The sequence below is a fragment of the Streptomyces sp. NPDC088762 genome, from assembly GCF_044750905.1.
Classification (GTDB): Bacteria; Actinomycetota; Actinomycetes; order Streptomycetales; family Streptomycetaceae; genus Streptomyces.
In genome coordinates this window covers 341,134-365,972 of the sequence record NZ_JBIVKT010000004.1, presented here as the reverse complement: position 1 = coordinate 365,972, position 24,839 = coordinate 341,134, and the positions used below count along the sequence as shown (strand labels likewise).

Sequence of the window (24,839 nt, the reverse complement as noted above, 5' to 3'; positions counted from 1 at the left end):
GCTCCTGCCGGGCCACAATCGCACCAACAGACAGGCCGGCCCGGACCCCTCGAGCACCGGGGCCAGACAGGGATACCGCACGATTCGCATGACGCTCCCGCCGGCTTCCGTCAACGCGGCGCGCAGCGCCCCGCCCGCACCCCGCGGCGCCGACCGCTCCCTCGTCCTCGGCTCCATCACAGCCGTAGCGCTCGCCACCGACAAGGAGCAGGCCGCCGGCTACGACGGTTCGTGATCGCCGCCGGCTACTCCGGACCCGGCAACAACACCGTCTCCTCGCCCGGTTGCGCGGCCCCCGTGCTGACCGTCGGCGCCGTCGACCGGGACGACACGACGGCCGTCTTCTCCAGCCGGGGCCCCGCGGGAGCCCGGCACACCCTCAAGCCCGAGATCTCCGCACCCGGCGTCGGCATCTCGGCCGCCGCCATGGGCGGCCGCGGGGTGTACGCCTACCAGTCCATGTCCGGCGCCTCCATGGCCACCCCGCACGTCGCGGGCGCCGCCGCCCTCGTCAAGCAGCGCCACCCCGAGTGGACCGCGCAGCAGGTCAAGGCCGCCCTTGTCGGATCCGCCAATACGGCCGTCCCCGGGCACGACCCCGGCACGCTGGACCTCGCCGTCGAGAAGGTCACCGGAAACGACGGCTCCGCCGTCCGCAGCCGGATCGCCCGCCTCGACCGGCGCACGGTGACGGTCCCGGCCGGCGCCACCGTCAGGGTGCCGCTCACCCTCGAGCCGGCGGCCAAGCTGGAACGCTCCCAGTACGGCGATGTGACCGGCGGTGTCGTTGCCACTGCGAACGGCGTGCGCGTCTCTCGGCCGCTCCCAGGTCGAGGTGAAGAAGGACACCACCCTCGCGCTCGACGCCCGCCGCCATGGGCGGCCGTACGATCCGCGGCTTCTACGCCTCGGTCCAAGGCCGCGCCACGGACGGCGGCTTCGAATCGGCAGCTACTGGCGGGCGGCCGCGCCGCTGGTTCCGAACTGAAGGCCGTCGGCGGCTCCGGCCCCGCACCCGTTCACCGCGTCCACCGGCCGCGACAACCCCGACGGAACCGGCAGCGTGCCACCGCGGTCGTGAACCCGCCGGAGCCGGCGGCAAGCCGGTGTCGCTGAAGGTCGAACTGACCGACGCGGACGACGCCTCGGTCACCCGGACGGTCGTGCGGGCGTACGACGTCCGCTGGTTCGTACGGGTTGCGGGAGGAGGGTTCGCCGGGCGGTGGTCCGGCGGACCCTTTTCGTGCGTTCGACGTTTTCGGCCCGTGCGGGAGGCCCAGAATGAGGTCATGAGTCAGCAGGGCGCGGGCGCGGACGACTGGTGGCAGAAGCTCTACGAGGACCCCGACGCGGGACCGGAACCCGACCCGGGGGACACCCTGGACAACCGGTTCCGCTCGGCGTCGGGCCTGACCGCGGACCCGGCCGCCGGGCCGCCGGAACCCCCCGTGCCGCCGCCGCCTCCCCTGCCGCCGGAGCCGCCGCAGGCCACGCTCCCGAGCCCCCGCCCGGAACCTCCGTCCTCCCCGCCGCTGCCACCGGAACCGCCGGTGGCCCGTGATTCCGCCCCGCCCGCCCGGGAACCGCTGCCGGACGCCGGCCGCCCGGAGTCTGCGCCGCCTCTTCCCGCGTCACCGCCTCCACCGACACCGCCACCGCCGCCGGGGGCGGACGCCGGCCGTTCGGAGTCTGCGCCGCCCCTGCCACCCCCGCCCCCGCCCGCCCGGCCCGCCGAGGCCGGGCCGGGCGCGCCCGCGCACGGGCTGGTGCCGGGGCCCCGGAGCGCGCCGGGTCCGGGAGGTCCCGTCGGCCCGTCGCCGCGCGATCCGCGGGCCGGGGGCGCCACCGGGTACGCGCTCGGCAACGTGGACGTGCCGCCGGCGGAGCCGGCCGGGCTGCCGGCCCGGCGGTGGGAGGCGCCGCCCGAGGAGGACCCGACCCGGGAGCTGTCGGAGCCGCCACCGGGCCCCGTACCGCAGCCGGCGGCGCCCGAGCGGCGGCCGGAGGTGAGCCACCTCGGCGACCGGGCGCCCACCTATGCCGCCGAGCCCGGCGCGCTTCCCGCCGCCGACCCCGCCGCCTTCGACGGCTCGACGGGACTGACCCACGACACCGTCCTGGAGGGCGCCCGCTACGGCACCTACACCCTGCGCGCCGCCTCCGTACGCGGGGACTCCGCCCGCTTCCGCGGCGAGGCCCGCCGGGACTTCCTGCTCACCGCCCGCTTCGGCGGCGGCGACGGCGCCCTGGTCCTGGTGGCCCTCGCCGGCGGCGACCGGGCCGCCCCCGGAGCCGCCGCGGCCGCCGCCGAGCTCTGCCACACCGTCGCGGCGGCCGTCGGGCGCAGCCAGGAGCGGCTGGCCGACGACATCCTCTCCGGACACCGCGACGCCCTGCGCTCGGGCCTCCAGCGCCTCACCGACCGCGGCTACGGCCGACTGCGGGCCCGCGCCGCCGAACTCGGCCTCGCCGAAGAGGCGTACACCGCCGGACTGCGCGGGCTGCTGCTCCCGGTGGACCCGCGCTGCCGGACCCGGGTCAGCTTCGGTGCGGGAGCAGGCGGTCTGTTCCGGCTGCGCGGCGGCCGGTGGGAGGACCTGGAACCCGCCGGGCCGCCCGCGCCGCCGGAGGCGGCCGACGCCCCCGCGGGCAGCGGCTTCCGGTTCCGCGCCTCCGTGGCCCGCCCCGGCGACACCCTGCTGCTCTGCTCCGGCGGCCTCGCGGACCCGATGCGGGAAGAGGGTCTGCTCCCGGCCGAGCTCGCCGCCCGCTGGGCGCAGGCCGAGCCGCCCGGCCTGGCGGCGTTCCTCGCCGACACCCAGCTCCGCCTCAAGGGGTACGCCGACGACCGGACGGCCGCCGCGGTCTGGGAGGCGTAACCGCGCGGACCGTGCATGGATGGAAGGCGCAGACGGCAGCGGAGCGGACAGACTCGAGCCGCGGACCCGAACCGGAAAGGGCGCCCTTCCATGGCCAAGCAGAACGTGGCGGAGCAGTTCGTCGACATCCTCGTGCGCGCCGGCGTGCGCCGGATGTACGGAGTCGTCGGCGACAGCCTGAACCCGGTCGTCGACGCGATCCGCCGTACGGGTGGCATCGAGTGGATCCAGGTCCGCCACGAGGAGACGGCGGCCTTCGCGGCCGGCGCGGAGGCCCAGATCACCGGCCGCCTCGCCGCCTGCGCGGGCTCCTGCGGCCCCGGAAACCTGCACCTGATCAACGGCCTCTACGACGCCCACCGCTCGATGGCCCCCGTCCTCGCGCTCGCCTCGCACATCCCCTCCAGCGAGATCGGCCTCGCCTACTTCCAGGAGACCCACCCCGACCAGCTCTTCCGCGAGTGCAGCCACTACAGCGAGCTGATCTCCAACCCCCGCCAGATGCCCCGGCTGCTGCAGACCGCCGTACAGCACGCCATCGGCCGCAGCGGCGTCAGCGTGGTCGCCCTGCCCGGGGACATCGCCTCGCTCCCCGCCCCGGAGAAGGCCGTCGAGCACGCGCTCGTCACCGCCCGGCCGAGCGTGCGCCCCGGCGAAGGGGAGATCGAGAAGCTGGTCCGGCTCGTCGACGAGGCGGACAGGATCACGCTCTTCTGCGGCAGCGGCACCGCCGGGGCGCACGCCGAGGTGATGGAGTTCGCCGGCCGCGTCAACGCGCCCGTCGGGCACGCCCTGCGCGGCAAGGAGTGGATCCAGTACGAGAACCCGTACGACGTCGGCATGAGCGGACTGCTCGGCTACGGCGCGGCCTACGAGGCCACCCACGAGTGCGATCTGCTGATCCTGCTCGGCACGGACTTCCCGTACAACGCCTTCCTCCCCGACGACGTGAAGATCGTCCAGGTGGACATCCGCCCCGAGCACCTCGGACGGCGCTCGCAACTGGACCTCGCCGTCTGGGGGGACGTACGGGAGACCCTGCGCGCCCTGAACACCCGGGTGAAGGCCAAGACGGACCGGCGCTTCCTGGACCGGATGCTGAAGAAGCACGCGGACGCGCTGGAAGGGGTGGTCAAGGCCTACACGCGCAAGGTGGAGAAGCACACGCCGATCCACCCCGAGTACGTGGCGGCGGTGCTCGACGAACTCGCCGACGAGGACGCCGTGTTCACCGTCGACACCGGTATGTGCAATGTGTGGGCGGCGCGCTATCTTTCCCCGAACGGCAAGCGGCGCATCATCGGCTCCTTCAGTCACGGCTCCATGGCCAACGCCCTCCCGCAGGCCATCGGCGCACAGTTCACCGACCGGAACCGTCAAGTGGTGTCGATGTCGGGTGACGGCGGTTTCTCGATGCTGATGGGAGATTTCCTCACCCTGGTGCAGTACGACCTGCCCGTCAAAGTGGTCCTGTTCAACAACTCATCTCTCGGCATGGTCGAGTTGGAGATGCTGGTTTCCGGCCTGCCGTCGTACGGAACGACGAACGCGAATCCCGACTTCGCGGCGATCGCCCGCGCGGCGGGTGCGTACGGGGTCCGCGTGGAGAAGCCCAAGCAGCTCACAGGGGCTCTGAAGGACGCCTTCCGGCACAAGGGGCCAGCTCTGGTGGATGTGGTCACCGACCCCAACGCCCTGTCGATTCCCCCGAGGATCAGCGCCGAGATGGTGACCGGTTTCGCACTTTCCGCCAGCAAGATCGTGCTCGACGGCGGAGTGGGCCGGATGATCCAGATGGCTCGATCCAACCTCCGCAACGTACCGAGGCCGTAAGCCCGCAGGAGTGCGGAACGGCCCGCAGGGCATGCATCCCGTAGCTCTGTTCGAGAACGAAGGAACGCGGGAGGTACACCGCCGTGCGGGTGGGGGCGAAGACGGGGAAGCTGGAGAAAAGAGGGAGGCCGGTACCGCGTGAGCCTTCGGCCGAGAACCGGCAGGAGATCAGGCACGAGATCAGGCGGAGCGTGCGACGCGCCGATCTGAGAGCGGTGGGAGAGATCCGCCGGGCCCTGAGGGACTTGATGCGGCACCGGTGCGCGGCGGAAGCGGCCGAGGTGGCGGAGCTGCTGATCACCGAACTCGTCACCAACGCCCTCGTCCACACCGAACAGGGCGCGGAGGTGTCCGCCAGCCTCGCCGCCACCCGCTTACGGGTCGAGGTCCGCGACTTCGCCACCCGCCTGCCCCGGCCGCACGTACCGACCGCCGACGACGGTACGCACGGCAGGGGACTGGTGCTGGTGCAGACGCTCGCCGACGCCTGGGGCGTGGACACCGACGCGGACGCGGACGCGCCGGCCCGCGGCAAAGTGGTCTGGTTCGAGCTGGACGGAGGGCCCGCCTGAAACAGGCGGGCCCTCCGGGCCGAGCGGGCGGGACCTGTCAGCCGAACTGCTGCTCCAGGTCCTTCAGCTTGCGCTCCAGTGAGTCGAGCCGGGGAATGGTCTGGGTGTCGTCCTCGGCGGTGAGGTCCACCGTCCGGGGGCCGGTCGCCTCAGCGGACTCGGTGTGGGTCACGGCCTGCAGGGAGGGCCTTCGGCGCAGGGGCAGCTGTCCCGATTCCGGTATGGCCGGCTCCGCGCCGACCGGCGCGGAGCCCGCTCCCTGGGTCAGTTCCGGCAGGTCGACCTGACGGGCGCGGGCCCGCCCGAACGCGCGGTGCTGCCGGCCCAGTGCCTTGATGTGGGCGCGGTCCAGACGGTGCTGCTCCCGCCTGCGGTGCCGGTCGTTCTCCTTCTCCTTCTTGTCCTCGCGGACCTCGTCCACGGCCTCGTCGAGGGTGCGCACCCCCTCCAGCAGCATGAGGGACCACGCGCCGAAGGTCTCCCGGGGCGCCCGCAGCCAGCGGACCATCCGGATCTGCGGCAACGGCCGCGGGATCAGGCCCTGTTCGCGCAGCGCCGCCCGGCGGGTCTGCTTGAGGGCGCGGTCGAAGAGGACGGCCGCCGAGAGCGACATCCCCGCGAAGAACTGCGGAGCCCCGTCGTGGCCCATCCCGCGCGGCGCGTGCACCCAGTTGAACCAGGCCGCCGCGCCCGCGAACAGCCAGACCAGCATGCGCGAGCCGAGGGCCGCGTCGCCGTGGCTGGCCTCGCGGACGGCGAGCACCGAGCAGAACATGGCGGCGCCGTCGAGACCGAAGGGAACCAGGTACTCCCAGCCCCCGGAGAGGTTGAGGTTCTGCCGGCCGAAGCCGACCAGTCCGTGGAAGGAGAGCGCGGCGGCCACCGCCGCGCAGCAGAAGAGCAGCACGTACGAGGCGGTCCCGTAGACGGCCTCCTTGCGCCTGCGGCGCTCCTCGCTGCGCTCCCAGCTGTCGTCGGCCGCGGCCTTCTCGCTCTCGCGCCTGCCACGGGCCAGCACCGCAACTGCCGCAAGCACGCCCAGGATCAACAGGCTGCCGGGCAGCAGCCAGTCCAGCGATATGTCGGTCAGTCTCATGCGGATGTCCTTGCCTCGCGTCTGCGGCTGTGCGGCTTTCCGGGCGCCATAGTGGCGCAGCCGGCCGGCCGGACACGCGGGTTTCGGGGCAAGTGGACGCCATCGGGGGGCGGGGCCCGCCGGATAGGGTGTTGTCCGTCGAACTGGCGTATGCAGAACCTGAGTTGAGTTCGATTACGGTCACCCCTGGGGGTGGGTTCAGTCGGCGGCGGCCGCCGTGAGCCGGGTGACGCGGTCCGCGTCGCAGGTGCGGGGGCAGGTGACGCAGGTGTCCTGCGGCCGGACCGTGTAGAAGAGGCAGCAGCTAGCCCGGTCCCGCGTGGGCAGCTCCGTGCCGTCCGGACCGGCGAGCGTACGGAACCCCGCGCCGCCGGTGTAGGGGGCCGTCGAGCCGGGCAGCAGCGCCTCCAGCTCGGCGATGGCCCGCTGCTCCTCGCCGAGCAGCCGGCCGACGTACCAGAGGCCCTCGGTCACCTCGTCGGTCACCATGCCCCACAGGGCGCGGCGGCCGCGCCGCATCCGCGGGCCGAAGCCCTCCAGTACGGGTCCGAGATGCTGGGCCACCGCGGCGCGCACCTCCACGCGCAGGGCCTCCTCGTCGGGCACGACCCGCGCCCCGGGGAGCGCGGCCGCCGGATCGTCCGGGAGGCAGGCGAACGCGGCGACGTGGACGGCCATCCGGCCCAGGGTCCGGTGGAAGGCCACGTCGGCGGCCGCGAAGCGGGGGACCCGCCGGTGCAGGAACCAGGGGACGGTGATCAGCAGGCAGGCCGGCCAGGCGTACCGGTGCAGCCCGAAGCCCGCCACCACGTCGGGGCGGCCTCGGCGGCCGTGGTCCTCCAGGACCTGGGCGTCGTCCCAGGCGAGGAAGGCGTCCAGGGCCGCCCCGCCCGCCGCGAGCTCGTCCGCGCCGACCCACCCCGCTCCGCGCGGGGCCGGTTCCCGCGCGGACCGCTCGGCCACCCGCAGCCCGCCGAAGACCTCGGCCAGGCGGGCGTACGCGGGCGCCACGGGGGAGGCGGGGAGGGCCGGGCCGGTGGGGGAGCCGGCGGGAGGGACGGCCGTGACGGTCATGCGGGACCACCGAATCGAAGCGCGCGATCGTTAAGAGGTAAGCCTAACCTTACTTGATTGCGGGTCGTATTCTGGGGCAGGCCGAGACCCCGTAGGAGGACCGAGTGCACGACACGGCCCGAGCGGGGATCCCGGAACCCCGGAAGGTGCTGCGCCATTCGGTGCGCGGCCAGGTCCTCGACGCGCTGCGCGCGGCGCTGGTCGACGGGGAGCTGGTACCGGGGGAGATCTACTCGGGTCCGGCCCTGGGGGAGCGCTTCGGCGTTTCCGCGACCCCCGTGCGCGAGGCGATGCAGCAGCTGGCGCTGGAGGGGGCGGTGGAATGCCTCCCGAACCGGGGCTTCCGCGTCGTGTCACGGACGCCGCGCGAGCTGGCCGAGCTGGCGGAGGTACGGGCCCTGCTGGAGGTCCCCGTCATGCTGAGGCTCGCCCGGGCCGTGCCGGCGGCCACCTGGGAGGCCCTGCGGCCGGCGGCGGCCGCCACGGCCGAGGCGGCGGCGCGGGGCGACGTGCCCGGCTATGCGGAGGCGGACCGGGCCTTCCACCGCGAGGTCCTCGCCCTGGCCGGCAACGCGCAGCTGGTGGCGGTGGCCGAGGAACTCCACCGCCGGGCCCAGTGGCCCCTGCCCGGCGCCCCCCGCGTTCGGCGCGCCGACCTCGTCGCCGACGCGGCGGAGCACTCGGCCCTGCTGGAGGCCCTGATCGCCGCCGACCTCCCGGTGGTCGAGTCCCTGATCCGGGAACACTTCGCCGGCGCCCCCGCCTGATCCGTGAGAGACCCCTGGGGAGTGTCGTCAAAGTGGCGCCGGCCGCCCGCCGGCCAGGCGGGACTACGACGACACGACTAGGCCGGCGCGGGTGCCAGTTGGTCCGCCAGCCAGGTGGGGATGCCGCCGAGGAGGTGGAAGAGGCGGCGGGCCTCGGCGCGCAGCCGTGCGGCCTCGGGTTCCGGCTCGACTTCCGCCAGGGCGGCCAGGGCCGGGGCGGTGCCGACCAGGAAGCCCAGGTCCTCCCGGATGCGGAGGGACTCCGCGAAGCCCTTGCGCGCCTCCGTCACCTCGCCGTCCCGCAGGGCCAGCGCGGCCAGGTGCCGCCAGGTGAAGGACAGCAGCAGCGTGTCGCCGTGGGCCTCCGCCCCCGCATGGGCCCGCCGGTACGCCGGACCGGCCGACTGCGGGGCGTCCGTCAGGTGCTCGGCGACCAGGCCCCGGCGGAAGTCCAGCAGCGGGCGGGTGCGGGATCCCGGTGACAGCAGGGCCGCCGCCCGGCCCAGGGCGGAGCGGGCCTCGTCGGCCCGGTCCCGGACGCCGAGCACGGTCGCCGCGTACGCCAGCTGCCCGCGCTCGCACGCGGCCGCGCCCCGGTCGTCGTCGTCCTGTGCGACCGCCTCGGCGACCCGCAGCGCGTCCTCGGCCTCCGCCCAGCCCTGCCCCGTGAACAGGCACCGCTCGACCAGCAGCGCGGTCCGCTGCACGGCGGCGCCGGCCTGGACGGGTCTGTCCGCGTGCGGCGTCAGCAGCGCCGCGGCGTCGGTCCAACAGCCGCGCGAGCGCAGCCGCCATATCGCCCGCTGGAGGGGGTCGTCTCCCCCGGTAGTTCCGGCACTCGACATGGCGGTATCCGCCACATTGCCCTCCCCAAAGCAACCAAGCAGCACGTCGTTGAGCCCTGGGGCGAAATGAGAGCACGGATCGGCGGCTTCGGCCAAGGGGTCGGGTGAACTCTTTCACAAAGTCCGGACCGTTCGTCAGGCGCCCCCCTCGGCCGGTCCCGGCCCGCCCGGGCGGATCTTCTCAGCTCATGCGCAGTGCCAGGAAGAAGTCGAGCTTGTCCTCCAGCCGGGAAAGGTCGCGCGCCGTCAACTGCTCGATTCGCCCGACCCGGTAGCGCAGCGTGTTGACGTGCAGGTGGAGCCGCGTCGCACACCGGGTCCACGATCCGTCGCAGTCCAGGAAGGCCTCCAGCGTCGGGATGAGCTCCGCGCGGTGGCGCCGGTCGTAGTCCCGCAGCGGGTCCAGCAGCCGGGCCGTGAAGGCGCGGCGTACGTCGTCCGGGACGAACGGCAGCAGCAGTACGTGCGAGGCGAGCTCGTGGTGACCGGCCGCGCACACCCGCCCCGGGCGGGCCGCGGCCACCCGGCGGGCGTGCCGGGCCTCCTCCAGGGCCCCGCGCAGCCCCTCCGCGGAGTGCACGGCCGCGCTGACGCCCAGCGTGAGCCGGCCGTCGCCGTCCAGGCCCGCCTGCAGGGGGTCACGTACGGACGCGAGCAGCAGGTCGGCGTGCAGGGCCGATTCGGGGCCCTTGTCCTCCCCGCCCTCCCCGGACAGCGAGGGCAGCGGTACGAGGGCGATGGCCTCGTCCCCGGCGTGGGCGACGGCGATCCGGTCCGAGGGTTCCGGCCCCGACACGGACGGGTCGACGAGGATCTCCTCCAGCAGCGACTGGGCCACCGGGCCGCCGGGGATGTCCCCGCCGTCCCAGTCCACCCGGGCCACGACGACCTGCCAGTGCGGCGCCGACCCGAGCCCGGGCAGCAGCACCGGGGCCGCCACCCGCAGGCGGGCGGCGATCTCGGCGGGCGGTGCACCCGTCTGGACCAGTTCCAGGACCTCCTGTGCGAGGCGGCGGCGCACGGTGCGGGCCGCGTCGCGCCGGTCCCGCTCGACGGCGATCAGCTGGGTGACGCCCTGGAGCAGGTCCAGGCGCTCGGCGGGCCAGTCGCCCGCGTCCGCCTCCACGGCCAGCAGCCAGTCCGACAGCACGCTCTCGCGGACGTCGCGGGAGCCGGGACCGGCCGCGCCGCGGCCGTGTCCCCTGATCGGGAAGAGCGAGTAGGTAATACCCTGGATGGAGATCCGGTGCGGTCCCCTGCGGCCCGTCCGGACCGCCGCGAGGTGCTCGCTCGCCAGTGCTGCGCACACGCCCGGCGCCAGCGGCTCGCCCGCCCCGGCGATCTGCCGGCCCGTGGGGGACAGCACCCAGGCCCGGAGATCGAGGTCGGTGGTGAGCAGATCCAACACCACGTCGGGGCCGCCACCGGCGGGCCCCGAGGTCATGAGGCGACGGTGCCGGTCCACGACGGCCGCGAGGTCCCCGGCACGCTCACCCGACACCTGGCGCACCACGTACTCGGTGATCGTGGCGAATGCAACGTCTTCGTTCACCGCGAACAGTGGCAGGCGGTTGCGCAAACAGGCCGAGACCAGATCGTCGGGGATGTCCCCGAGCTCCGCCTCGCCGGCGGCCAGCCCCGCCACGCCGGCGCTCGCGAGGATTCGTACGAACGGCTCTGAGTCGGCTGAATTTCGCCGCCAGGCCAGGCCGGTGAGGACGAGTTCGCCCCCGGAGAGGTATCGGCTGGGATCCCTCAGGTCGGTCGTCATGACCCCGCGGACCGTCCGGTCGAGTTCTTCCTCGCCGCCCAGCAGCCGCAGCCCCAGCGCCTCGGTTTCCAGCAGTGCGCGCAGCCGCATGATGTCGCCGCCGATCTGTCTCGAATGTTGCCGTTGGAAATCGGGCAGGTCGTCGCATCCTGCCTTTCATACGAATCTACAAGACGAGGGAGGCCCTCAGCCAACTCCTTCATGGTTTCGGTGACTGCACCCGGGGGACGCGCGGCTTGTGTACTGACTCCACACCGCGTTAACGGCAGATGAACGACCGGTCGAGGGACTTCGTCTCCTGGCTTGAAGTGAACGACACGAGGAAGAGGAAGAGAGCCGCTCATGGACTTCCTTCGTCCCGCCAGCTGGGAGGAGGCACTCGCCGCCAAGGCCGAGTTCCCCACCGCTGTGCCGATCGCGGGTGGCACCGACGTCATGGTCGAGATCAACTTCGACCACCGTCGGCCCGAGTACCTCCTCGACCTGAACCGCATCGACCTGCTGCAGGAGTGGGAGGTCGGCCAGGACGTCGTCCGGCTCGGCGCTTCCGTCCCGTACACACGGATCATGGAGGACCTCCGCGCGGAGCTGCCCGGTCTCGCGCTCGCCTCGCACACGGTCGCGTCCCCGCAGATCCGCAACCGCGGTGGTGTCGGCGGCAACCTCGGTACCGCCTCGCCGGCCGGTGACGCCCACCCCGCGCTGCTCGCGGCCGGCGCCGAGGTCGAGGTGGAGTCCGTACGCGGCTCCCGGCTGATCCCGATCGACGACTTCTACACCGGTGTGAAGCGCAACGCGCTCGCCGCCGACGAGCTCATCAAGGCCGTCCACATCCAGAAGGCCGACGGCCCCCAGCAGTACTCCAAGGTCGGCTCCCGCAACGCGATGGTCATCGCGGTCTGCGCCTTCGGCCTGGCCCTGCACCCGCAGACCCGTACGGTCCGCACCGGCATCGGATCGGCCGCGCCGACCCCGATCCGTGCGAAGACCGCCGAGGAGTTCCTGAACGCCGCGCTCGAAGAGGGCGGCTTCTGGGAGTCCGGCAAGGTCGTCACGCCCTCGATCGCCAAGCAGTTCGCCGACCTCGCCTCCGGCGCGGCCAACCCGATCGACGACGTCCGCGGCACGGCGAAGTACCGCCGTCACGCGGTCGGGGTCATGGCCCGCCGCCAGCTCGTCTGGACCTGGGAGCAGTACCGCGGTACCGGCAACGGCGGCCGCTCGCTGGAAGGGGCTGCGTGATCATGCGCGTCAATTTCACGGTCAACGGCCGCCCGCAGGAAGCCGACGACGTCTGGGAAGGCGAGTCCCTCCTCTACGTCCTGCGTGAGCGCCTGGGCCTTCCTGGTTCGAAGAACGCCTGTGAGCAGGGCGAATGCGGTTCCTGCACCGTCCGTCTCGATGGCGTGCCGGTCTGTTCCTGTCTGGTCGCGGCCGGTCAGGTCGAGGGTCGCGACGTCGTAACCGTCGAGGGCCTGGCGGAGTTCACCAAGCAGCGCGCCGAGCACGGCCACGGCGGTGCCTGCGGCACCGGCGGCGGCTGTGGCGGCGAGGGCGGCGTCCCGCTGGACGCGGCCAGGCAGTGGCAGGCGCACGGGCCCGACGGCGAGCCCGGCTCGCGGGCGGCCGACTCGCAGACCGGCGAGGGCGTCGAGCTCTCCACCATCCAGCAGGCGTTCATCGACGCCGGCGCGATCCAGTGCGGTTTCTGCACCCCGGGTCTGCTGGTCCAGGCCGACGCCCTGCTGGAGAGCAACGCCGACCCGTCCGACCAGGACATCCGTGAGGCCCTGTCCGGCAACCTCTGTCGCTGTACGGGCTACGAGAAGATCCTCGACGCCGTCCGCCTCGCGGCGGCCCGTCAGGGAGAGGCGGTCTGACCATGGGGCAGAACACGCGCACGGCTCCGGCGGGCACTCCGACCAACGTCACCCAGAAGCACACCAAGGGCGGCATCGGCGAGTCCACGCTCCGCCCGGACGGCACCCTCAAGGTCACCGGCGAGTTCGCGTACTCCTCGGACATGTGGCACGAGGACATGCTGTGGGGCCAGGCCCTTCGCAGCACCGTCGCCCACGCGGAGATCGTCTCCATCGACGTCTCCGAGGCCCTGGCCATGCCGGGCGTCCACTCGGTCCTGACGTACGACGACCTCCCGGCCGCGATGAAGAACTACGGCCTGGAGATCCAGGACACCCCGGTCCTCGCCCACGGCCGGGTGCGCCACCACGGTGAGCCGGTCGCCCTCGTGGCCGCCGACCACCCGGAGACCGCCCGCCGCGCGGCCGCCAAGATCAAGGTCGACTACCGGGAGCTGCCGGTCGTCACGGACGAGGCCTCCGCGCTCGCCCCCGACGCGCCGCTGATCCACGAGAACCGCCACGACCACCACTCCGCTCACGTCCCGCACCCGAACATCGTGCACCGCCAGCCGATCATCCGCGGCAACGTGGAAGAGGCCCGCAAGCGCGCCGACGTCATCGTCGAGGGCGAGTACACCTTCGGCATGCAGGACCAGGCCTTCCTCGGCCCGGAGTCCGGCCTCGCCGTGCCCGCGGAGGACGGCGGGGTCGACCTCTACGTCGCCACCCAGTGGCTGCACTCGGACCTCAAGCAGATCGCCCCGGTCCTCGGTCTCCCCGAGGAGAAGGTGCGCATGACGCTCTCCGGCGTCGGCGGTGCCTTCGGCGGCCGCGAGGACATCTCGATGCAGATCCACGCCTGCCTCCTGGCCCTGGCCACGAACAAGCCGGTCAAGATCGTCTACAACCGGTTCGAGTCCTTCTTCGGCCACGTGCACCGACACCCGGCGAAGCTCCGCTACGAGCACGGCGCCACCAAGGACGGCAAGCTCACGCACATGAAGTGCCGGATCGTGCTCGACGGCGGCGCCTACGCCTCGGCCTCCCCGGCCGTCGTCGGCAACGCGTCCTCCCTCTCCGTCGGCCCGTACGTCCTCGACGACGTCGACATCGAGGCGATCGCGCTCTACACGAACAACCCGCCCTGCGGCGCGATGCGCGGCTTCGGCGCCGTCCAGGCCTGCTTCGCCTACGAGGCCCAGATGGACAAGCTGGCCGCGAAGCTGGGCATGGACCCGGTCGAGTTCCGCCGGCTGAACGCCATGGAGATGGGCACGATCATGCCCACCGGCCAGGTCGTGGACTCCCCGGCCCCGGTCGCCGAGCTGCTGCGCCGGGTCAAGGCCCGCCCGCTGCCGCCGGAGCGCCAGTGGGAGACCGCCGGCGAGGGCGCGGACATCCGCGCGCTGCCGGGCGGCCTGTCCAACACCACCCACGGCGAGGGCGTCGTCCGCGGCGTCGGCTACGCGGTCGGCATCAAGAACGTCGGCTTCTCCGAGGGCTTCGACGACTACTCCACCGCCCGCGTGCGCCTCCAGGTCATCAACGGCGAGCCCGTCGCGATGGTCCACACGGCCATGGCGGAGGTCGGCCAGGGCGGTGTCACCGTCCACGCCCAGATCGCCCGCACGGAGCTGGGTGTCACGCAGGTGACCATCCACCCGGCCGACACGCAGGTCGGCTCCGCCGGTTCCACGTCCGCCTCGCGGCAGACGTACATGACCGGTGGCGCCGTGAAGAACACCTGCGAGGCCGTCCGCGAGGCCGTCCTCGAGATCGGCCGCCGCAAGAACGGCTCCTACCACCCCGCCTGGGCGACGGCCGAGCTGCTGCTGGAAGGCGGCAAGGTCGTCACCGACGGTGGCGAGGTCCTCGCGGACATCGCGGAGATCCTCGAGGGTGAGGACGCGATCGACATCGAGCTCGAGTTCCGGCACCGTCCGACCGCGGCCTTCGACCCGAAGACCGGCCAGGGCGACGGCCACGTCCAGTACAGCTTCGCCGCGCACCGCGCGGTCGTCGAGGTGGACACCGAACTCGGCCTGGTCAAGGTCGTCGAGCTGGCGACCGCCCAGGACGTCGGCAAGGCGCTGAACATGCTTTCCGTGGAGGGCCAGATCCAGGGTGGCACCACCCAGGGTCTCGGCGTGGCGATCATGGAAGAGATCATCGTGGACCCGAAGACCGCGAAGGTGCGCAACCCCTCCTTCACGGACTACCTGATCCCGACCATCCTCGACACCCCGACCATCCCGGTCGACGTCCTGGAGCTGGCCGACCCGAACGCGCCGTACGGTCTGCGCGGTCTCGGCGAGGCACCGACCCTGTCGTCCACCCCGGCCGTCCTCGCGGCGATCCGGCAGGCGACGGGTCTGGAACTCAACAAGACCCCGATCCGTCCGGAAGCCCTGACCGGGACCCTCTAGGACGACACGGTTCGGGGGCCGAGAGGCCCCACCCCCACAGACTCTCCGGGCGGTGTGACACGGGAACGTCACACTTGCCGGTCGCGCCGCCCGGAGTACACGAAGTACCGCACCGCTCGCGGTCCTTTACCGGCAGTACCAGGCAGTACCCCTGCAAGAAACGAAAAGTAGTACCAGCGGTCACCCCCGCACTACCCGCAGTACGCAGTGCACCATCGCGTCGCCTCGGGCCGTCACCCCGGGTCGTGCAGCCAACGCAATTTTCCCAAATCCCGCGTCTCCAATCTCCATGCGGGTGCCCCTTTGAACCTTGGGAGTCAGGCACCATGACCCAGTCGTCAGTGGAGCCCAAGACCACCGCGGAAGAAGCCGGCGACGGCTCTCTCACCCCCGCCGGACGGTCTTGGCTCGATCGGTACTTTCACATAACCCACAGAGGGTCCAACGTCGGCAATGAAATTCGTGGCGGAGTCACGACGTTCATGGCCATGGCGTACATCCTCCTGCTCAACCCGCTGATCCTCTCCGGCAAGGACGTCGCCGGAGACACCATGAGCCAGAAGGCCCTGATCACGGCCACGGCCTTCGCCGCGGCCCTGACCACCCTCCTGATGGGCTTCGTCGGCAAGGTGCCGCTCGCACTCGCCGCCGGACTCTCCGTCTCCGGTGTGCTGTCCTCGCAGGTCGCCCCCCAGATGACCTGGCCGCAGGCCATGGGCATGTGCGTGATGTACGGCGTCGTGATCTGTCTCCTGGTCGTCACCGGCCTCCGCGAGATGATCATGAACGCGATCCCGCTCGCGCTCAAGCACGCGATCACCATGGGCATCGGCCTGTTCGTGGCCCTCATCGGCCTGGTCAAGGCCGGCTTCGTCGGCAACGGCGGGGAGTTCGCTCCGCCCGTGACGCTCGGTGCCGCGGGTGAGCTCGCGGGCTGGCCGGTGTTCCTCTTCTGCGTGACCCTCCTCGCGATCTTCATGCTGCAGGCCCGCAAGGTCCGCGGCGCGATCCTGATCGGCATCGTGGGCGGCACCGTCCTGGCGGCCATCCTGAACGCCGTCGTGGACATCGACCCGAAGGCCTGGAAGAACGGCCCGCCGGAGCTCGCGGGCTCCGCCATCTCGATGCCCGACTTCTCGCTGTTCGGCAAGGTCGAGTTCGGCGGCTGGGGCGACGTCGGCGTCATGACGATCGGCATGATCGTCTTCACCCTGGTGCTCGCCGGCTTCTTCGACGCGATGGCCACCATCATCGGCGTCGGCACCGAGGCCAAGCTGGCCGACGACCAGGGCCGCATGCCGGGCCTGTCCAAGGCCCTGTTCATCGACGGTGCCGGTGGCGCCATCGGTGGCGTCGCGGGCGGCTCCGGCCAGACCGTCTTCGTAGAGTCCGCCACCGGCGTCGGTGAGGGTGCCCGCACAGGTCTCGCCTCCGTCGTCACCGGTCTCTTCTTCGCGGCCTGCCTCTTCTTCACCCCGATCACCCAGATCGTCCCGGGTGAGGTCGCGTCCGCGGCCCTGGTGGTCATCGGCGCGATGATGATGCAGAACGCCCGCCACGTGGACTGGGCCGACAGCGCGACCGCGATCCCGGTCTTCCTGACCGTCGTGATCATGCCGTTCACCTACCAGATCACCGCTGGTGTCGCCGCCGGTGTCATCTCCTACGTGGCCATCAAGGTCGCGCAGGGCAAGGCCCGCGAGGTCGGGGCCTTCATGTGGGTGCTGACCGGAATCTTCCTGGTCTACTTCGCCCTCCACCCGATCGAGGGATGGCTCGGCGTCAATTAACCGGGCAGTGATCGGACGCTGATCCTCCACGCATCCGATACTGGAATCCGAACCATCCGAGGAGGCCGCAATGCTTGACATCGCCGAAGAACTGAACCGGTGGGTCGAGCAGGGGCGTGACTTCGCCGTCGCCACCGTCGTGGCGGTCGGCGGGAGCGCCCCGCGGCAGCCCGGGGCCGCCCTCGCCGTCGACGGCGAGGGCACGGCCATCGGCTCGGTCTCCGGTGGATGCGTGGAGGGCGCGGTGTACGACCTGTGCCGGCAGGCGCTCGAGGACGGCAGGACCGTGCGCGAGCGCTTCGGCTACAGCGACGAGGACGCCTTCGCCGTGGGTCTGACCTGCGGCGGGGTCATCGACATCCTCGTCACCCCCATCCCCGCGGACTCTCCCGTACGGAAGGTGTTCGCGGCCGGACTGGCCGCCGCCGCCGGTGGGGAGGCGGCGGCGGTCGCCCGGATCGCCGAGGGCCCGGCCGAGCTGATGGGCGGCCTCCTGATCGTCCGTACCGAAGGCCCGTACGAGGGCGGCTTCGGCGGACACCCCGACCTGGACCGCACCATCGCCGAAGAGGCCCGCGCCATGCTCGACGCCGGCCAGACCGGCGTACTGGAGCTGGGCGCCGACGGCCGGCTCTGCGGAGAGCCGCTCACGGTGCTGGTCGAGTCCAGCGTCCCGCCCCCGCGGATGATCGTCTTCGGCGCCATCGACTTCGCCTCCGCGCTCGTGCGGATCGGCAAGTTCCTCGGCTACCGGGTGACCCTGTGCGACGCGCGGACCGTCTTCGCGACGAAGACCCGCTTCCCCGAGGCGGACGAGATCGTCGTCGACTGGCCGCACCGCTACCTGGAGTCCACCGAGGTGGACGGCCGGACCGTCTTGTGCGTGCTCACCCACGACGCGAAGTTCGACGTCCCGCTCCTCCGGCTGGCCCTGCGGCTCCCCGTCGCCTACATCGGCGCCATGGGTTCGCGCCGCACCCACGAGGACCGCAACGAGCGGCTCCGCGAGGTCGGCGTGACCGAGCTGGAACTGGCCCGGCTGCGCTCCCCGATCGGCCTGGACCTCGGCGCCCGCTCCCCGGAGGAGACCGCGCTGTCCATCGCCGCCGAGATCGTCGCCAGCCGCCGCGGCGGCAGCGGCGTCTCGCTCACCGGCGCGCACATCCCGATCCACCCCGACACCTCGAAGACGGTGATCGGCCGGATCGGCTCCGTCGCATGAGGCGCGGACGCCCGGGGGTGAGTACCGGGGCCCGGGGCCGGTAAACCGAAGTTCGGAAAAGGGTGCGCCCCGTAGGGGTTGCGCCCTTTTGGCGTTCCGCCTATTTTACCGGCCGGTAACAGGAGGCACCCTCTCCATCCCTTCCCCCCACCGGAGTTGAACGGATGTCACGTACCCTGCGCACCCTGGGCGTGCTGGCCGCGGCCACCCTGCTGACCGCCTTCGCACCCGCGCAGGCCGCGCCCGGAGGCGGACTGCGCGAGGTGCTCTTCGTCGGGAACAACTGGGAGGGGACCGCCGATGTCCTCGCCTCCACCGGCGATCTCGCCAGGATCGGCAGGATCAACGTCATACCGGACAAGGAGGAGCGGCTCCGGGAGATCTACCTCAACCCCGTGAAGCTCGGCTTCTTCCTGGGCATCCGCGCCACCGCGGGAGAGGGCCACGACCAGTTCGTGGACGACATGTACACCACCCCCGACGGCTCGGCCGTCGTCGCTTCCCGGCCCAGCTTCGCCGACGTCGTCTCCATCGACGTACGGACCGGCCGGGTCAACTGGCGCTTCCCCGTGGCCGGTTACCGCGCCGACCACATGGCCGTCTCGCCCGACGGCACCCGGGTCGCGGTGTCCGCCTCCACCGCCAACACCGTGCACGTCCTCGACATCGCGACCGGCCGGCAGGTCGGCTCCTTCGCCACCGGCGACAAGCCGCACGAGAACTCCTTCACCCGCGACGGCCGCTTCCTGTGGAACAGTTCCATCGGTGACGTGACCTCCGCCCTGGACGCGCCCTGGCTGGACTGGACGAAGGGCGACCGGAAGATCACCGTGGTCGACGCGCAGACCTTCGCCCCGGTCCGGGTGATCGACATGCGCGAGCGGCTGGACGCCTTCGGCCGCAAGGACCTCTCCGACGCCGTACGTCCCGTCTCCTTCAGCCCCGACGAGTCCAAGCTCTACTTCCAGGTGTCGTTCTTCAACGGCTTCCTGGAGTACGACGTGGCCACCGACCGGATCACCCGCCTCAAGACCCTCCCCACCAACCCCGCCACCAGCACCGACCGGACCAAGTGGGTCAACGACTCCCGCCACCACGGCATGTCCATGAGCCCCGACGGGGCCAAGCTCTGCATCGCGGGCACGATGGACGACTACGCCACCGTCGTGGACCGGGCCACGCTCACCGAGGGGCCGCTCGTGCCCGCCGACAAGCCGTACTGGGCCACCGTCGACGGCGACGGCACCGCCTGCGTCATCTCCGAGAGCGGCGCCGACCGGGTCACGGCCATCGACTTCGCCACCGGCACCAAGCGGGTGTCCGTCCCCGTCGGAGACCACCCGCAGCGCGTCCGCCTGGGACACGTCCCGACCGGCTGGAGCGGCCCCGGCGCCCGGTAGGGGGTAGCGTGGGAAGTGGCACCACTCGCATCGGGCCCCCGGCGGCGAACGATGGTGCCACCGCCCGCCGGTCGGCCGCGCCCCACGCTCTGTGCAAGGAGAGCCGCGCGCATGTCCAGACTGCCGCAATCACCGCAACCGCTTCCGTCCCCAGGGTCCCCTGCGTCGCGTACGTCCCGCCGAGGGCGAAAGGGCAAGGGCCGTGCCGCCCCGCCCGTCACCGTCCACAGCGCCGCGCTCGTGTGCGCGCTGCTCCTCGGGCCCTTCGGGGCTTTCGGGGCCCTCGCACTGCCGGCCCAGGCCCAGCCGTCTTCGCAGAGCATCGCCCAAGGCCGGTTCTCCGGCCCGCTCTTCGGCGACGTGGACGACCTCAAGGTGGGGGACTGCTTCAACACCGACGACGAACTGAAGGACTACGAGGGCGAGGACCGCAAGGCGCCCCTGTCGGTGGACGTCGTCCCCTGCGACGAGTCGCACCAGTCGGAGGCGTTCGCCGTCTTCGACCTGAGGGGCGGGCCGTACCCGGGCGACAAGGAGATCGACGCGATGGCCGAAGAGAAGTGCGCCGGCAAGGCGCTGACTGACTACGTGGGCGCCGACGCGAAGCTTCCCGAGACCATGACGGTCTACTACTACGCTCCGCGGGAGGGCAGCTGGTCCTCCAGCGATCGCGTCATCACCTGCTTCCTCGGCGACACCAACGGCCCCAGTACCGGTTCGGTCCGCGCGGCCGGCTCCTGAGCCCGCCACCGTCCGGTCAGCGCGCCACCGCCCGGTCAGCCGGGCAGGGAGATCCGCGCGGCCGACATGCCGAAGCCCGGGCTCCGGACGCCGGCGGACAGGCCGTTGCCCGGGCGGTGCAGGTCCTCCTCCCGGTAACGCCGGCACCCGCGGTGCCAGTTGAGGATCCCGGCGAGCCAGTCCCGGAGCTCGCCGACGTAGGCGTCGATCCCGGCGCGGGCGCCGGCGTCCAGCTTCCGGTCGTCGTAGAGCACCGGCAGCAGGCTTCCGGCGGTGTGCTCGAACTCCTCGGTGCGCTGGGTCATCAGCGCGTGGCAGATGTGCAGGGCCTCCGGGTAGCCGATGTCGAAGAAGTTCCGGGTGACGAGGACGTGGTTGTGCACCTCGCCCTCGACCTCCACCTCCTTCTGGTAGGAGAAGATGTCGTTCATCAGGCAGGCGGCGTCGGCCGCCGCGTTCTCCAGCGAACGCATGGTCCCCGACCGGTAGATCTCCTCGGGGATGCCGCGGCCCCCGTGGCCGAGCCGGCACATGTACATCGTGAGGTGCGAGCCGAAGGTGTGGCGGCGCATCTCGGCGTAGTCCACCGGGTCCGGGATGCGGTTCAGGATCTGGTTCTCCACCTCCCACACCCAGCTCTCCAGCATGCTGACGAGCGTGGCCCGGAACTCGGCGCGGACGGCCGCGGTCATGTCCCGGCTGGTGCGCACCCACAGGTCCGCGAGTGAACGTTCCATCGCCGTGACCGGCACCGGCTGATCGGAGTGGTCGACCGGAACCATCGACACCAGCCGGGCGGTGGTCGCCTTCGCGGCGGAGAGGTTACGGGACTGCGCGAAGACCACCGGGTAGTAGTCGTCCCCGTACGTGCCCCAGGTCAGCCAGCAGGCGTTGAGCAGCAGCGCCTCCGGCGTGGCGTCGGGGTCGATGCCGGCCGAGCACAACGCGAAGTCGTAGCCGCGCAGCCGCTCCTCGTTCCAGATCGCGGAACCCGGGTCGCCGGGCTGCGGTTCCAGCAGGCCCATGCGCCGGGCCCAGGCGATCGAGCCCTCGCGCGCGTGCTCCAGGTGCGGGCTCAGGGAGAGCGGGAACGGCATGTAGATGTCCGGGATCACGGACGGGCCGGTGCGTTCGTACGGGACGTGGGTGAAGGAGCGGCGGCGCATTTCCATCGAGCGCCTGGTGAAGACGGAGCCCAGGTCGAGGGCGGTGGTGCCGAGCCCGGTCGGGAGGAAGGGCAGGGTGAGCGGGGCGGTGGCCTTGGCGTGCTCGTTCATGTAGCGGCTGGAGACCGTGTGCCACTCGTGGCCGCCGGACTGCCAGTCCTGGAGGCCTTTGGTGTAGGCGAGGACGGCCGCGATCTCGCGCGGGTCCATGGCATGGTCGGTGAAGAGCTGGGGGAGCTCGGCGAGCGCGGTCTGCTCGAACTGCTGGAGGCGGGAGGTGAGCAGGTCGTTGGCCGCATCGGCGGCCTCCTGGGTGGTGCAGCCGAGGAAGGTCTCCAGGACCAGGACCGCGTTGGACAGCTCTCCCTCGTCGGTGACCTCGCGCTGGTAGGAGAAGATGTCGTTCCTGATGTGCACGGCGTCGGAGAAGGAGTCGCGCAGCACGCCGAGCGGGCGCGAGCGCGCCACGCGCGCCGGGACCTCGGCGGAGACGTACTCGATCAGGCCGGCCGACCAGGGGGCCCCGCCCACCTTGCGGCGCATCTCGATGTATTCGAGGGGGTTGGCCACGCGCCCGATGTTGATGTTGGCGAGCTCCCACATGGACTCGTCGAGGAGGTTCCTCGTGGACTCGGAGAACCGTTCCCTCCAGGCGGCGGACATCGCCGGAACCGTCCGCTCCCACAGGTCGGCGAGGCCCGCCTCGACCGGGTTGGTGGGTTCCGGGAAGCCGTCGGCCAGGTCCATCGGCATGAAGGCGGCCAGCCGGTCCAGGTACGCCCGGGCGCCGTCGCGGTCCTGCGAGCGCTTGTACGTCTCCAGGAAGTGGTCGTCGAAGAAGAACACCCAGACGTACCAGTCGGTGACCAGCGACAGCGCCTCGCCGTCGCAGTCGGGGTGGGTGTACGAGCACAGCAGCGCGTAGTCGTGCGAGTCGAGGTCGCGCTCCTCCCAGACGCCGGACCCCTCCAGCATCCCCAGGGCGCGCGCCCACTGCTTGGTGTGGACCCTCGCGTCCTCCAGATGAGGGTTCAGTCGCGCCGGATAGGGCACGTAGAAGTCCGGCAGTTGGAACGGCTGCGTCACGGCGGGTCCGGCCTTTCGTCCTGGGTGCGGGGACCGGTGCGCCCGGCCCCCGCACGAGATCAGCAGTGCCCTACCCCCGGTGGCCCTGGGACAAGGGGGAGTTCACTGCTTCAGGTGACAGACGGGTCGTTCCGGGGCGCGGTGGCCTGCCGGGGGATAGGTGCCGCCTTCGGTGCGTACTGCTCGGCCTGGAGCCGGAACATGGTCGCGTAGCGGCCGCCCCGCGCCAACAGCTCCTCGTGGCCGCCCTGTTCGACGACCCTCCCCTCGTGCAGGACGTAGATGACGTCGGCGAAGCGCACCCCCGACATCCGGTGCGTGACGAGGACGACCGCCCGCTGCGGCCCGGCCAGACCCCGGATGCTGTCGAAGGCGGCGACCTCCGCCTCCGGATCGAGCGCAGAGGTGGGCTCGTCCACGACGATGACGCGGGCGTCGCGGAAGCGGGTCCGGGCCAGGCCGAACTTCTGCCACTGCCCGCCGGACAGTTCCGAGGCGCCCCTGAACACCCGCGCGAGCAGCGTCTCGTAGCCGTGCGGCAGCTTCTCGACGATCCGGTCGGCCCCCGCGTAACGGGCGGCGGCGACCACCTCGGCCGCCTCGTCCACGGAGCGGTCCGGACCCTCGGCGCCGGGGCGGCCGATGGAGATGTTGGTCCGGGCGGTGACCGGCCAGCGCTCGAAGTCCTGGGTGAGGAGGGCGACCCGGTCGAAGACCTGCTCCCGGTCCGCCTCCCGCACCTCCACCCCGTCCCAGGTCAGCGATCCCGCATCGGGCAGGTGCAGCCCGGCGAGGAGTTTGACGAGGGTGCTCTTGCCGGAGCCGTTCTCGCCGACCAGGGCGACCACGCTGCCCGCCTCGATGGTGAGGGACACCCCGGCGAGGGCGGGCTCGGCCCGGTCCGGATAGCTGAAGTGCACGTCGCAGAGCCGGAGCGTGCCCAGCCGCTCGGGCAGCGGCAGTCCGCCGGACGGGATGGCGCGGCGGCCGGCCGCCGCGACGAACCGCTCCAGGTCCCGTACGTACAAGGACTCCTCGTGCAGCGTGTTGGTGGTGTTCACCAGGGCGCCGAGGCTCGCCGAGCCGGTGCGCACGGCGATCACGGCCGTCCCGGCCACGGCCAGGTCCATCCGGCCGGAGACGATGAGCGCGCCCATCGCCCCGTACGTGACGAGGGCGGCGGCCCCGGAGAGCGCGGCGGCGAGCAGCTCGGTGCCGGCCTTGTCCTTGGCGAGGCGGGTGGCCTCGCCCTCGGCGTGCTCGGCCATGTTGCGGTAGTGGCCGAGCAGATAGCGGCCGACGCTGTGCACGCGTACCTCGGGAGCCGACGTACGGGAGATCAGCAGCTGGCCGATGAGCCGGGCGGCCCGTACGTGCTCCACCCAGGTGATCACGGACAGGTAGCGGCGCTGGGCCACCCGCATGGCGCCCCAGCCGCGCGGGGCGGCGATCAGCAGCAGCATGGGCAGCAGCAACGGGTGCAGCACGGTCAGCACACCGGCGGTGGCGACCAGCGAGATGACCCCGCCGAGCGTGGCCACGCAGGCCCCCACCGTACGGCGGGCCGAGGGCGGCCCCCACTGGGCACTGTCGAGCAGCCGCCGGAACTCCCCGTCCTCGATGGCCTCGAGCTCCACCTCCACGGCTGCCTTCAGGTACTGCTCGTACGCGGCCCGCTCCACCTTGGGCTCCAGCCGCCCGGCGGCCGCCGTGGAGCGCGAGGCCAGCACGGCGCCCAGTACGGCGACCAGCGCGCCCGCGGCGAGCGCGGGCACGGCATCGTGGAGCCGGTCGGCGGCGCTTCCCGCGCCGAGCAGCGTACGGAGCACCTGGCTCAGTACTAGCAGCCCGACGGCGGAGGTGACCCCTTGCCCGGCCTCGCACACGGCGACGGTGAGCAGGGCCCGCCGGTCGGTGTCCCAGGCGAGGCGCAGGGTCCCGCCGACCATGCGGGGCATGGTGCGCAGGGTGGCCAGGAGCCGGCTCTCCAGCCGGGCGTAGTCGTGGTTGGACCAGCCGGCGTCGTAGCGCAGCGGACCGCCGAACAACCGCCGCTCGCTCTCGGAGACGGCGGGCTGAACGCTCTCGGGCCTTCGGAGGAGCCTCATGCGCGGCCACCTCCGCCCAGTGCCGGGTCGAACACCACATGAACGTGCACGGATCGCAAGTTTCCTCCCGAGGCGCAGCGGCTGCGAACTGACGCCGGAAGAACGGCCCTGCTCAGAGCGGCGTCACGGGCCACGGGGAGCGACCCGTCGCACGCAGTTGCGACCCCCTCCCGAACCCCAAGCCCCGCCCGGCCAAGCCCC

The 24,839-nt window shown here is 72.1% G+C and carries 18 protein-coding genes and 1 pseudogene; 13 read left to right on the top strand and 6 right to left on the bottom strand.

Going from position 1 to position 24,839, the window contains the following annotated elements:
- The first annotated feature begins 88 nt into the window (after positions 1 to 88).
- From ACIP5M_RS13110 to ACIP5M_RS13090, 5 genes and pseudogenes are all read left to right on the top strand, one after another.
- Entirely contained in the window at positions 89 to 235 is a 147-nt protein-coding gene (locus ACIP5M_RS13110; protein WP_401195805.1) for a hypothetical protein, read from the top strand.
- Positions 229 to 822, top strand: a pseudogene (locus tag ACIP5M_RS13105) (S8 family serine peptidase); the annotation flags it as partial. The gene ACIP5M_RS13110 and the pseudogene ACIP5M_RS13105, both read left to right, overlap by 7 nt.
- A 467-nt stretch (positions 823 to 1,289) precedes the next feature.
- On the top strand, positions 1,290 to 2,879 hold the full coding sequence (locus tag ACIP5M_RS13100; RefSeq protein ID WP_401195804.1) for a protein phosphatase 2C domain-containing protein: 1,590 nt from the start codon (positions 1,290 to 1,292) through the stop codon (positions 2,877 to 2,879).
- A 90-nt stretch (positions 2,880 to 2,969) separates the two neighbouring features.
- Positions 2,970 to 4,712, top strand: a complete 1,743-nt coding sequence (locus tag ACIP5M_RS13095) for a pyruvate dehydrogenase (protein ID WP_401195802.1) — start codon at positions 2,970 to 2,972, stop codon at positions 4,710 to 4,712.
- 191 nt (positions 4,713 to 4,903) lie between these two features.
- Positions 4,904 to 5,284, top strand: a complete 381-nt coding sequence (locus ACIP5M_RS13090) for an ATP-binding protein (RefSeq protein ID WP_401195799.1) — start codon at positions 4,904 to 4,906, stop codon at positions 5,282 to 5,284.
- A 37-nt stretch (positions 5,285 to 5,321) separates the two neighbouring features.
- Here ACIP5M_RS13090 and ACIP5M_RS13085 read toward each other — a convergent pair whose 3' ends face one another.
- Together ACIP5M_RS13085 and ACIP5M_RS13080 are read right to left on the bottom strand one after the other, a co-directional pair.
- The gene (locus tag ACIP5M_RS13085) at positions 5,322 to 6,380 is read right to left on the bottom strand and encodes a DUF2637 domain-containing protein (protein WP_401195797.1); all 1,059 of its coding nucleotides are present in this window, start codon (positions 6,378 to 6,380) and stop codon (positions 5,322 to 5,324) included.
- Positions 6,381 to 6,578: 198 nt separating this feature from the next.
- The gene (locus ACIP5M_RS13080; protein WP_401195795.1) at positions 6,579 to 7,454 is read right to left on the bottom strand and encodes a (2Fe-2S)-binding protein; all 876 of its coding nucleotides are present in this window, start codon (positions 7,452 to 7,454) and stop codon (positions 6,579 to 6,581) included.
- A 104-nt stretch (positions 7,455 to 7,558) separates the two neighbouring features.
- On the opposite strand from ACIP5M_RS13080, the gene ACIP5M_RS13075 reads away from it, so the two are divergent.
- A complete protein-coding gene (locus ACIP5M_RS13075) occupies positions 7,559 to 8,221 on the top strand; it encodes a GntR family transcriptional regulator (RefSeq protein WP_401195792.1) in 663 nt (220 codons plus the stop codon).
- Positions 8,222 to 8,298: 77 nt separating this feature from the next.
- On the opposite strand, the gene ACIP5M_RS13070 is transcribed toward ACIP5M_RS13075, so the two are convergent.
- Both ACIP5M_RS13070 and ACIP5M_RS13065 read right to left on the bottom strand, forming a co-directional pair.
- On the bottom strand, positions 8,299 to 9,066 hold the full coding sequence (locus ACIP5M_RS13070; protein WP_401196313.1) for a hypothetical protein: 768 nt from the start codon (positions 9,064 to 9,066) through the stop codon (positions 8,299 to 8,301).
- A gap of 181 nt (positions 9,067 to 9,247) precedes the next feature.
- Positions 9,248 to 10,927 (bottom strand): PucR family transcriptional regulator, encoded by a 1,680-nt coding sequence (locus tag ACIP5M_RS13065; protein ID WP_401195789.1) that lies wholly within the window; start codon positions 10,925 to 10,927, stop codon positions 9,248 to 9,250.
- Between the two features lie 252 nt (positions 10,928 to 11,179).
- On the opposite strand from ACIP5M_RS13065, the gene ACIP5M_RS13060 reads away from it, so the two are divergent.
- From ACIP5M_RS13060 to ACIP5M_RS13030, 7 genes are all read left to right on the top strand, one after another.
- The gene (locus ACIP5M_RS13060) at positions 11,180 to 12,079 is read left to right on the top strand and encodes an FAD binding domain-containing protein (RefSeq protein WP_401195788.1); all 900 of its coding nucleotides are present in this window, start codon (positions 11,180 to 11,182) and stop codon (positions 12,077 to 12,079) included.
- A gap of 2 nt (positions 12,080 to 12,081) precedes the next feature.
- Positions 12,082 to 12,717: a (2Fe-2S)-binding protein gene (locus ACIP5M_RS13055; protein WP_401195785.1), complete on the top strand. Its 636-nt coding sequence runs from the start codon at positions 12,082 to 12,084 to the stop codon at positions 12,715 to 12,717.
- A 2-nt stretch (positions 12,718 to 12,719) separates the two neighbouring features.
- Complete coding sequence (gene pucD / locus ACIP5M_RS13050; RefSeq protein WP_401195783.1) at positions 12,720 to 15,125, top strand: xanthine dehydrogenase subunit D; 2,406 nt, start codon at positions 12,720 to 12,722, stop codon at positions 15,123 to 15,125.
- Between the two features lie 326 nt (positions 15,126 to 15,451).
- Positions 15,452 to 16,915, top strand: coding sequence for an NCS2 family permease (locus ACIP5M_RS13045; RefSeq protein WP_401195781.1), 1,464 nt, complete (start codon positions 15,452 to 15,454; stop codon positions 16,913 to 16,915).
- 70 nt (positions 16,916 to 16,985) lie between these two features.
- On the top strand, positions 16,986 to 18,137 hold the full coding sequence (locus ACIP5M_RS13040) for an XdhC family protein (protein WP_401195778.1): 1,152 nt from the start codon (positions 16,986 to 16,988) through the stop codon (positions 18,135 to 18,137).
- 164 nt (positions 18,138 to 18,301) lie between these two features.
- Entirely contained in the window at positions 18,302 to 19,537 is a 1,236-nt protein-coding gene (locus ACIP5M_RS13035; RefSeq protein WP_401195776.1) for a YncE family protein, read from the top strand.
- A 240-nt stretch (positions 19,538 to 19,777) separates the two neighbouring features.
- Entirely contained in the window at positions 19,778 to 20,278 is a 501-nt protein-coding gene (locus ACIP5M_RS13030) for a septum formation family protein (protein WP_401195774.1), read from the top strand.
- A gap of 35 nt (positions 20,279 to 20,313) precedes the next feature.
- On the opposite strand, the gene ACIP5M_RS13025 is transcribed toward ACIP5M_RS13030, so the two are convergent.
- Both ACIP5M_RS13025 and ACIP5M_RS13020 read right to left on the bottom strand, forming a co-directional pair.
- Positions 20,314 to 22,530 carry a germacradienol/geosmin synthase gene (locus tag ACIP5M_RS13025; protein ID WP_401195772.1) on the bottom strand — a complete coding sequence of 739 codons (2,217 nt, stop codon included), beginning with the start codon at positions 22,528 to 22,530 and terminating at the stop codon, positions 20,314 to 20,316.
- A gap of 110 nt (positions 22,531 to 22,640) precedes the next feature.
- Positions 22,641 to 24,638: an ATP-binding cassette domain-containing protein gene (locus tag ACIP5M_RS13020; RefSeq protein ID WP_401195771.1), complete on the bottom strand. Its 1,998-nt coding sequence runs from the start codon at positions 24,636 to 24,638 to the stop codon at positions 22,641 to 22,643.
- Between the last annotated feature and the right edge of the window lie 201 nt (positions 24,639 to 24,839).

Bases quoted from the DNA above. Each gene is read 5' to 3' on its own strand.
- ACIP5M_RS13110 (WP_401195805.1), top strand. From the start codon at position 89: ATGACGCTCCCGCCGGCTTCCGTCAACGCGGCGCGCAGCGCCCCGCCC.
- ACIP5M_RS13100 (WP_401195804.1), top strand. From the start codon at position 1,290: ATGAGTCAGCAGGGCGCGGGCGCGGACGACTGGTGGCAGAAGCTCTAC.
- ACIP5M_RS13095 (WP_401195802.1), top strand. From the start codon at position 2,970: ATGGCCAAGCAGAACGTGGCGGAGCAGTTCGTCGACATCCTCGTGCGC.
- ACIP5M_RS13085 (WP_401195797.1), bottom strand. From the start codon at position 6,380: ATGAGACTGACCGACATATCGCTGGACTGGCTGCTGCCCGGCAGCCTG.
- ACIP5M_RS13080 (WP_401195795.1), bottom strand. From the start codon at position 7,454: ATGACCGTCACGGCCGTCCCTCCCGCCGGCTCCCCCACCGGCCCGGCC.
- ACIP5M_RS13070 (WP_401196313.1), bottom strand. From the start codon at position 9,066: ATGTCGAGTGCCGGAACTACCGGGGGAGACGACCCCCTCCAGCGGGCG.
- ACIP5M_RS13065 (WP_401195789.1), bottom strand. From the start codon at position 10,927: ATGCGGCTGCGCGCACTGCTGGAAACCGAGGCGCTGGGGCTGCGGCTG.
- ACIP5M_RS13060 (WP_401195788.1), top strand. From the start codon at position 11,180: ATGGACTTCCTTCGTCCCGCCAGCTGGGAGGAGGCACTCGCCGCCAAG.
- ACIP5M_RS13055 (WP_401195785.1), top strand. From the start codon at position 12,082: ATGCGCGTCAATTTCACGGTCAACGGCCGCCCGCAGGAAGCCGACGAC.
- pucD (WP_401195783.1), top strand. From the start codon at position 12,720: ATGGGGCAGAACACGCGCACGGCTCCGGCGGGCACTCCGACCAACGTC.
- ACIP5M_RS13045 (WP_401195781.1), top strand. From the start codon at position 15,452: ATGACCCAGTCGTCAGTGGAGCCCAAGACCACCGCGGAAGAAGCCGGC.
- ACIP5M_RS13040 (WP_401195778.1), top strand. From the start codon at position 16,986: ATGCTTGACATCGCCGAAGAACTGAACCGGTGGGTCGAGCAGGGGCGT.
- ACIP5M_RS13035 (WP_401195776.1), top strand. From the start codon at position 18,302: ATGTCACGTACCCTGCGCACCCTGGGCGTGCTGGCCGCGGCCACCCTG.
- ACIP5M_RS13020 (WP_401195771.1), bottom strand. From the start codon at position 24,638: ATGAGGCTCCTCCGAAGGCCCGAGAGCGTTCAGCCCGCCGTCTCCGAG.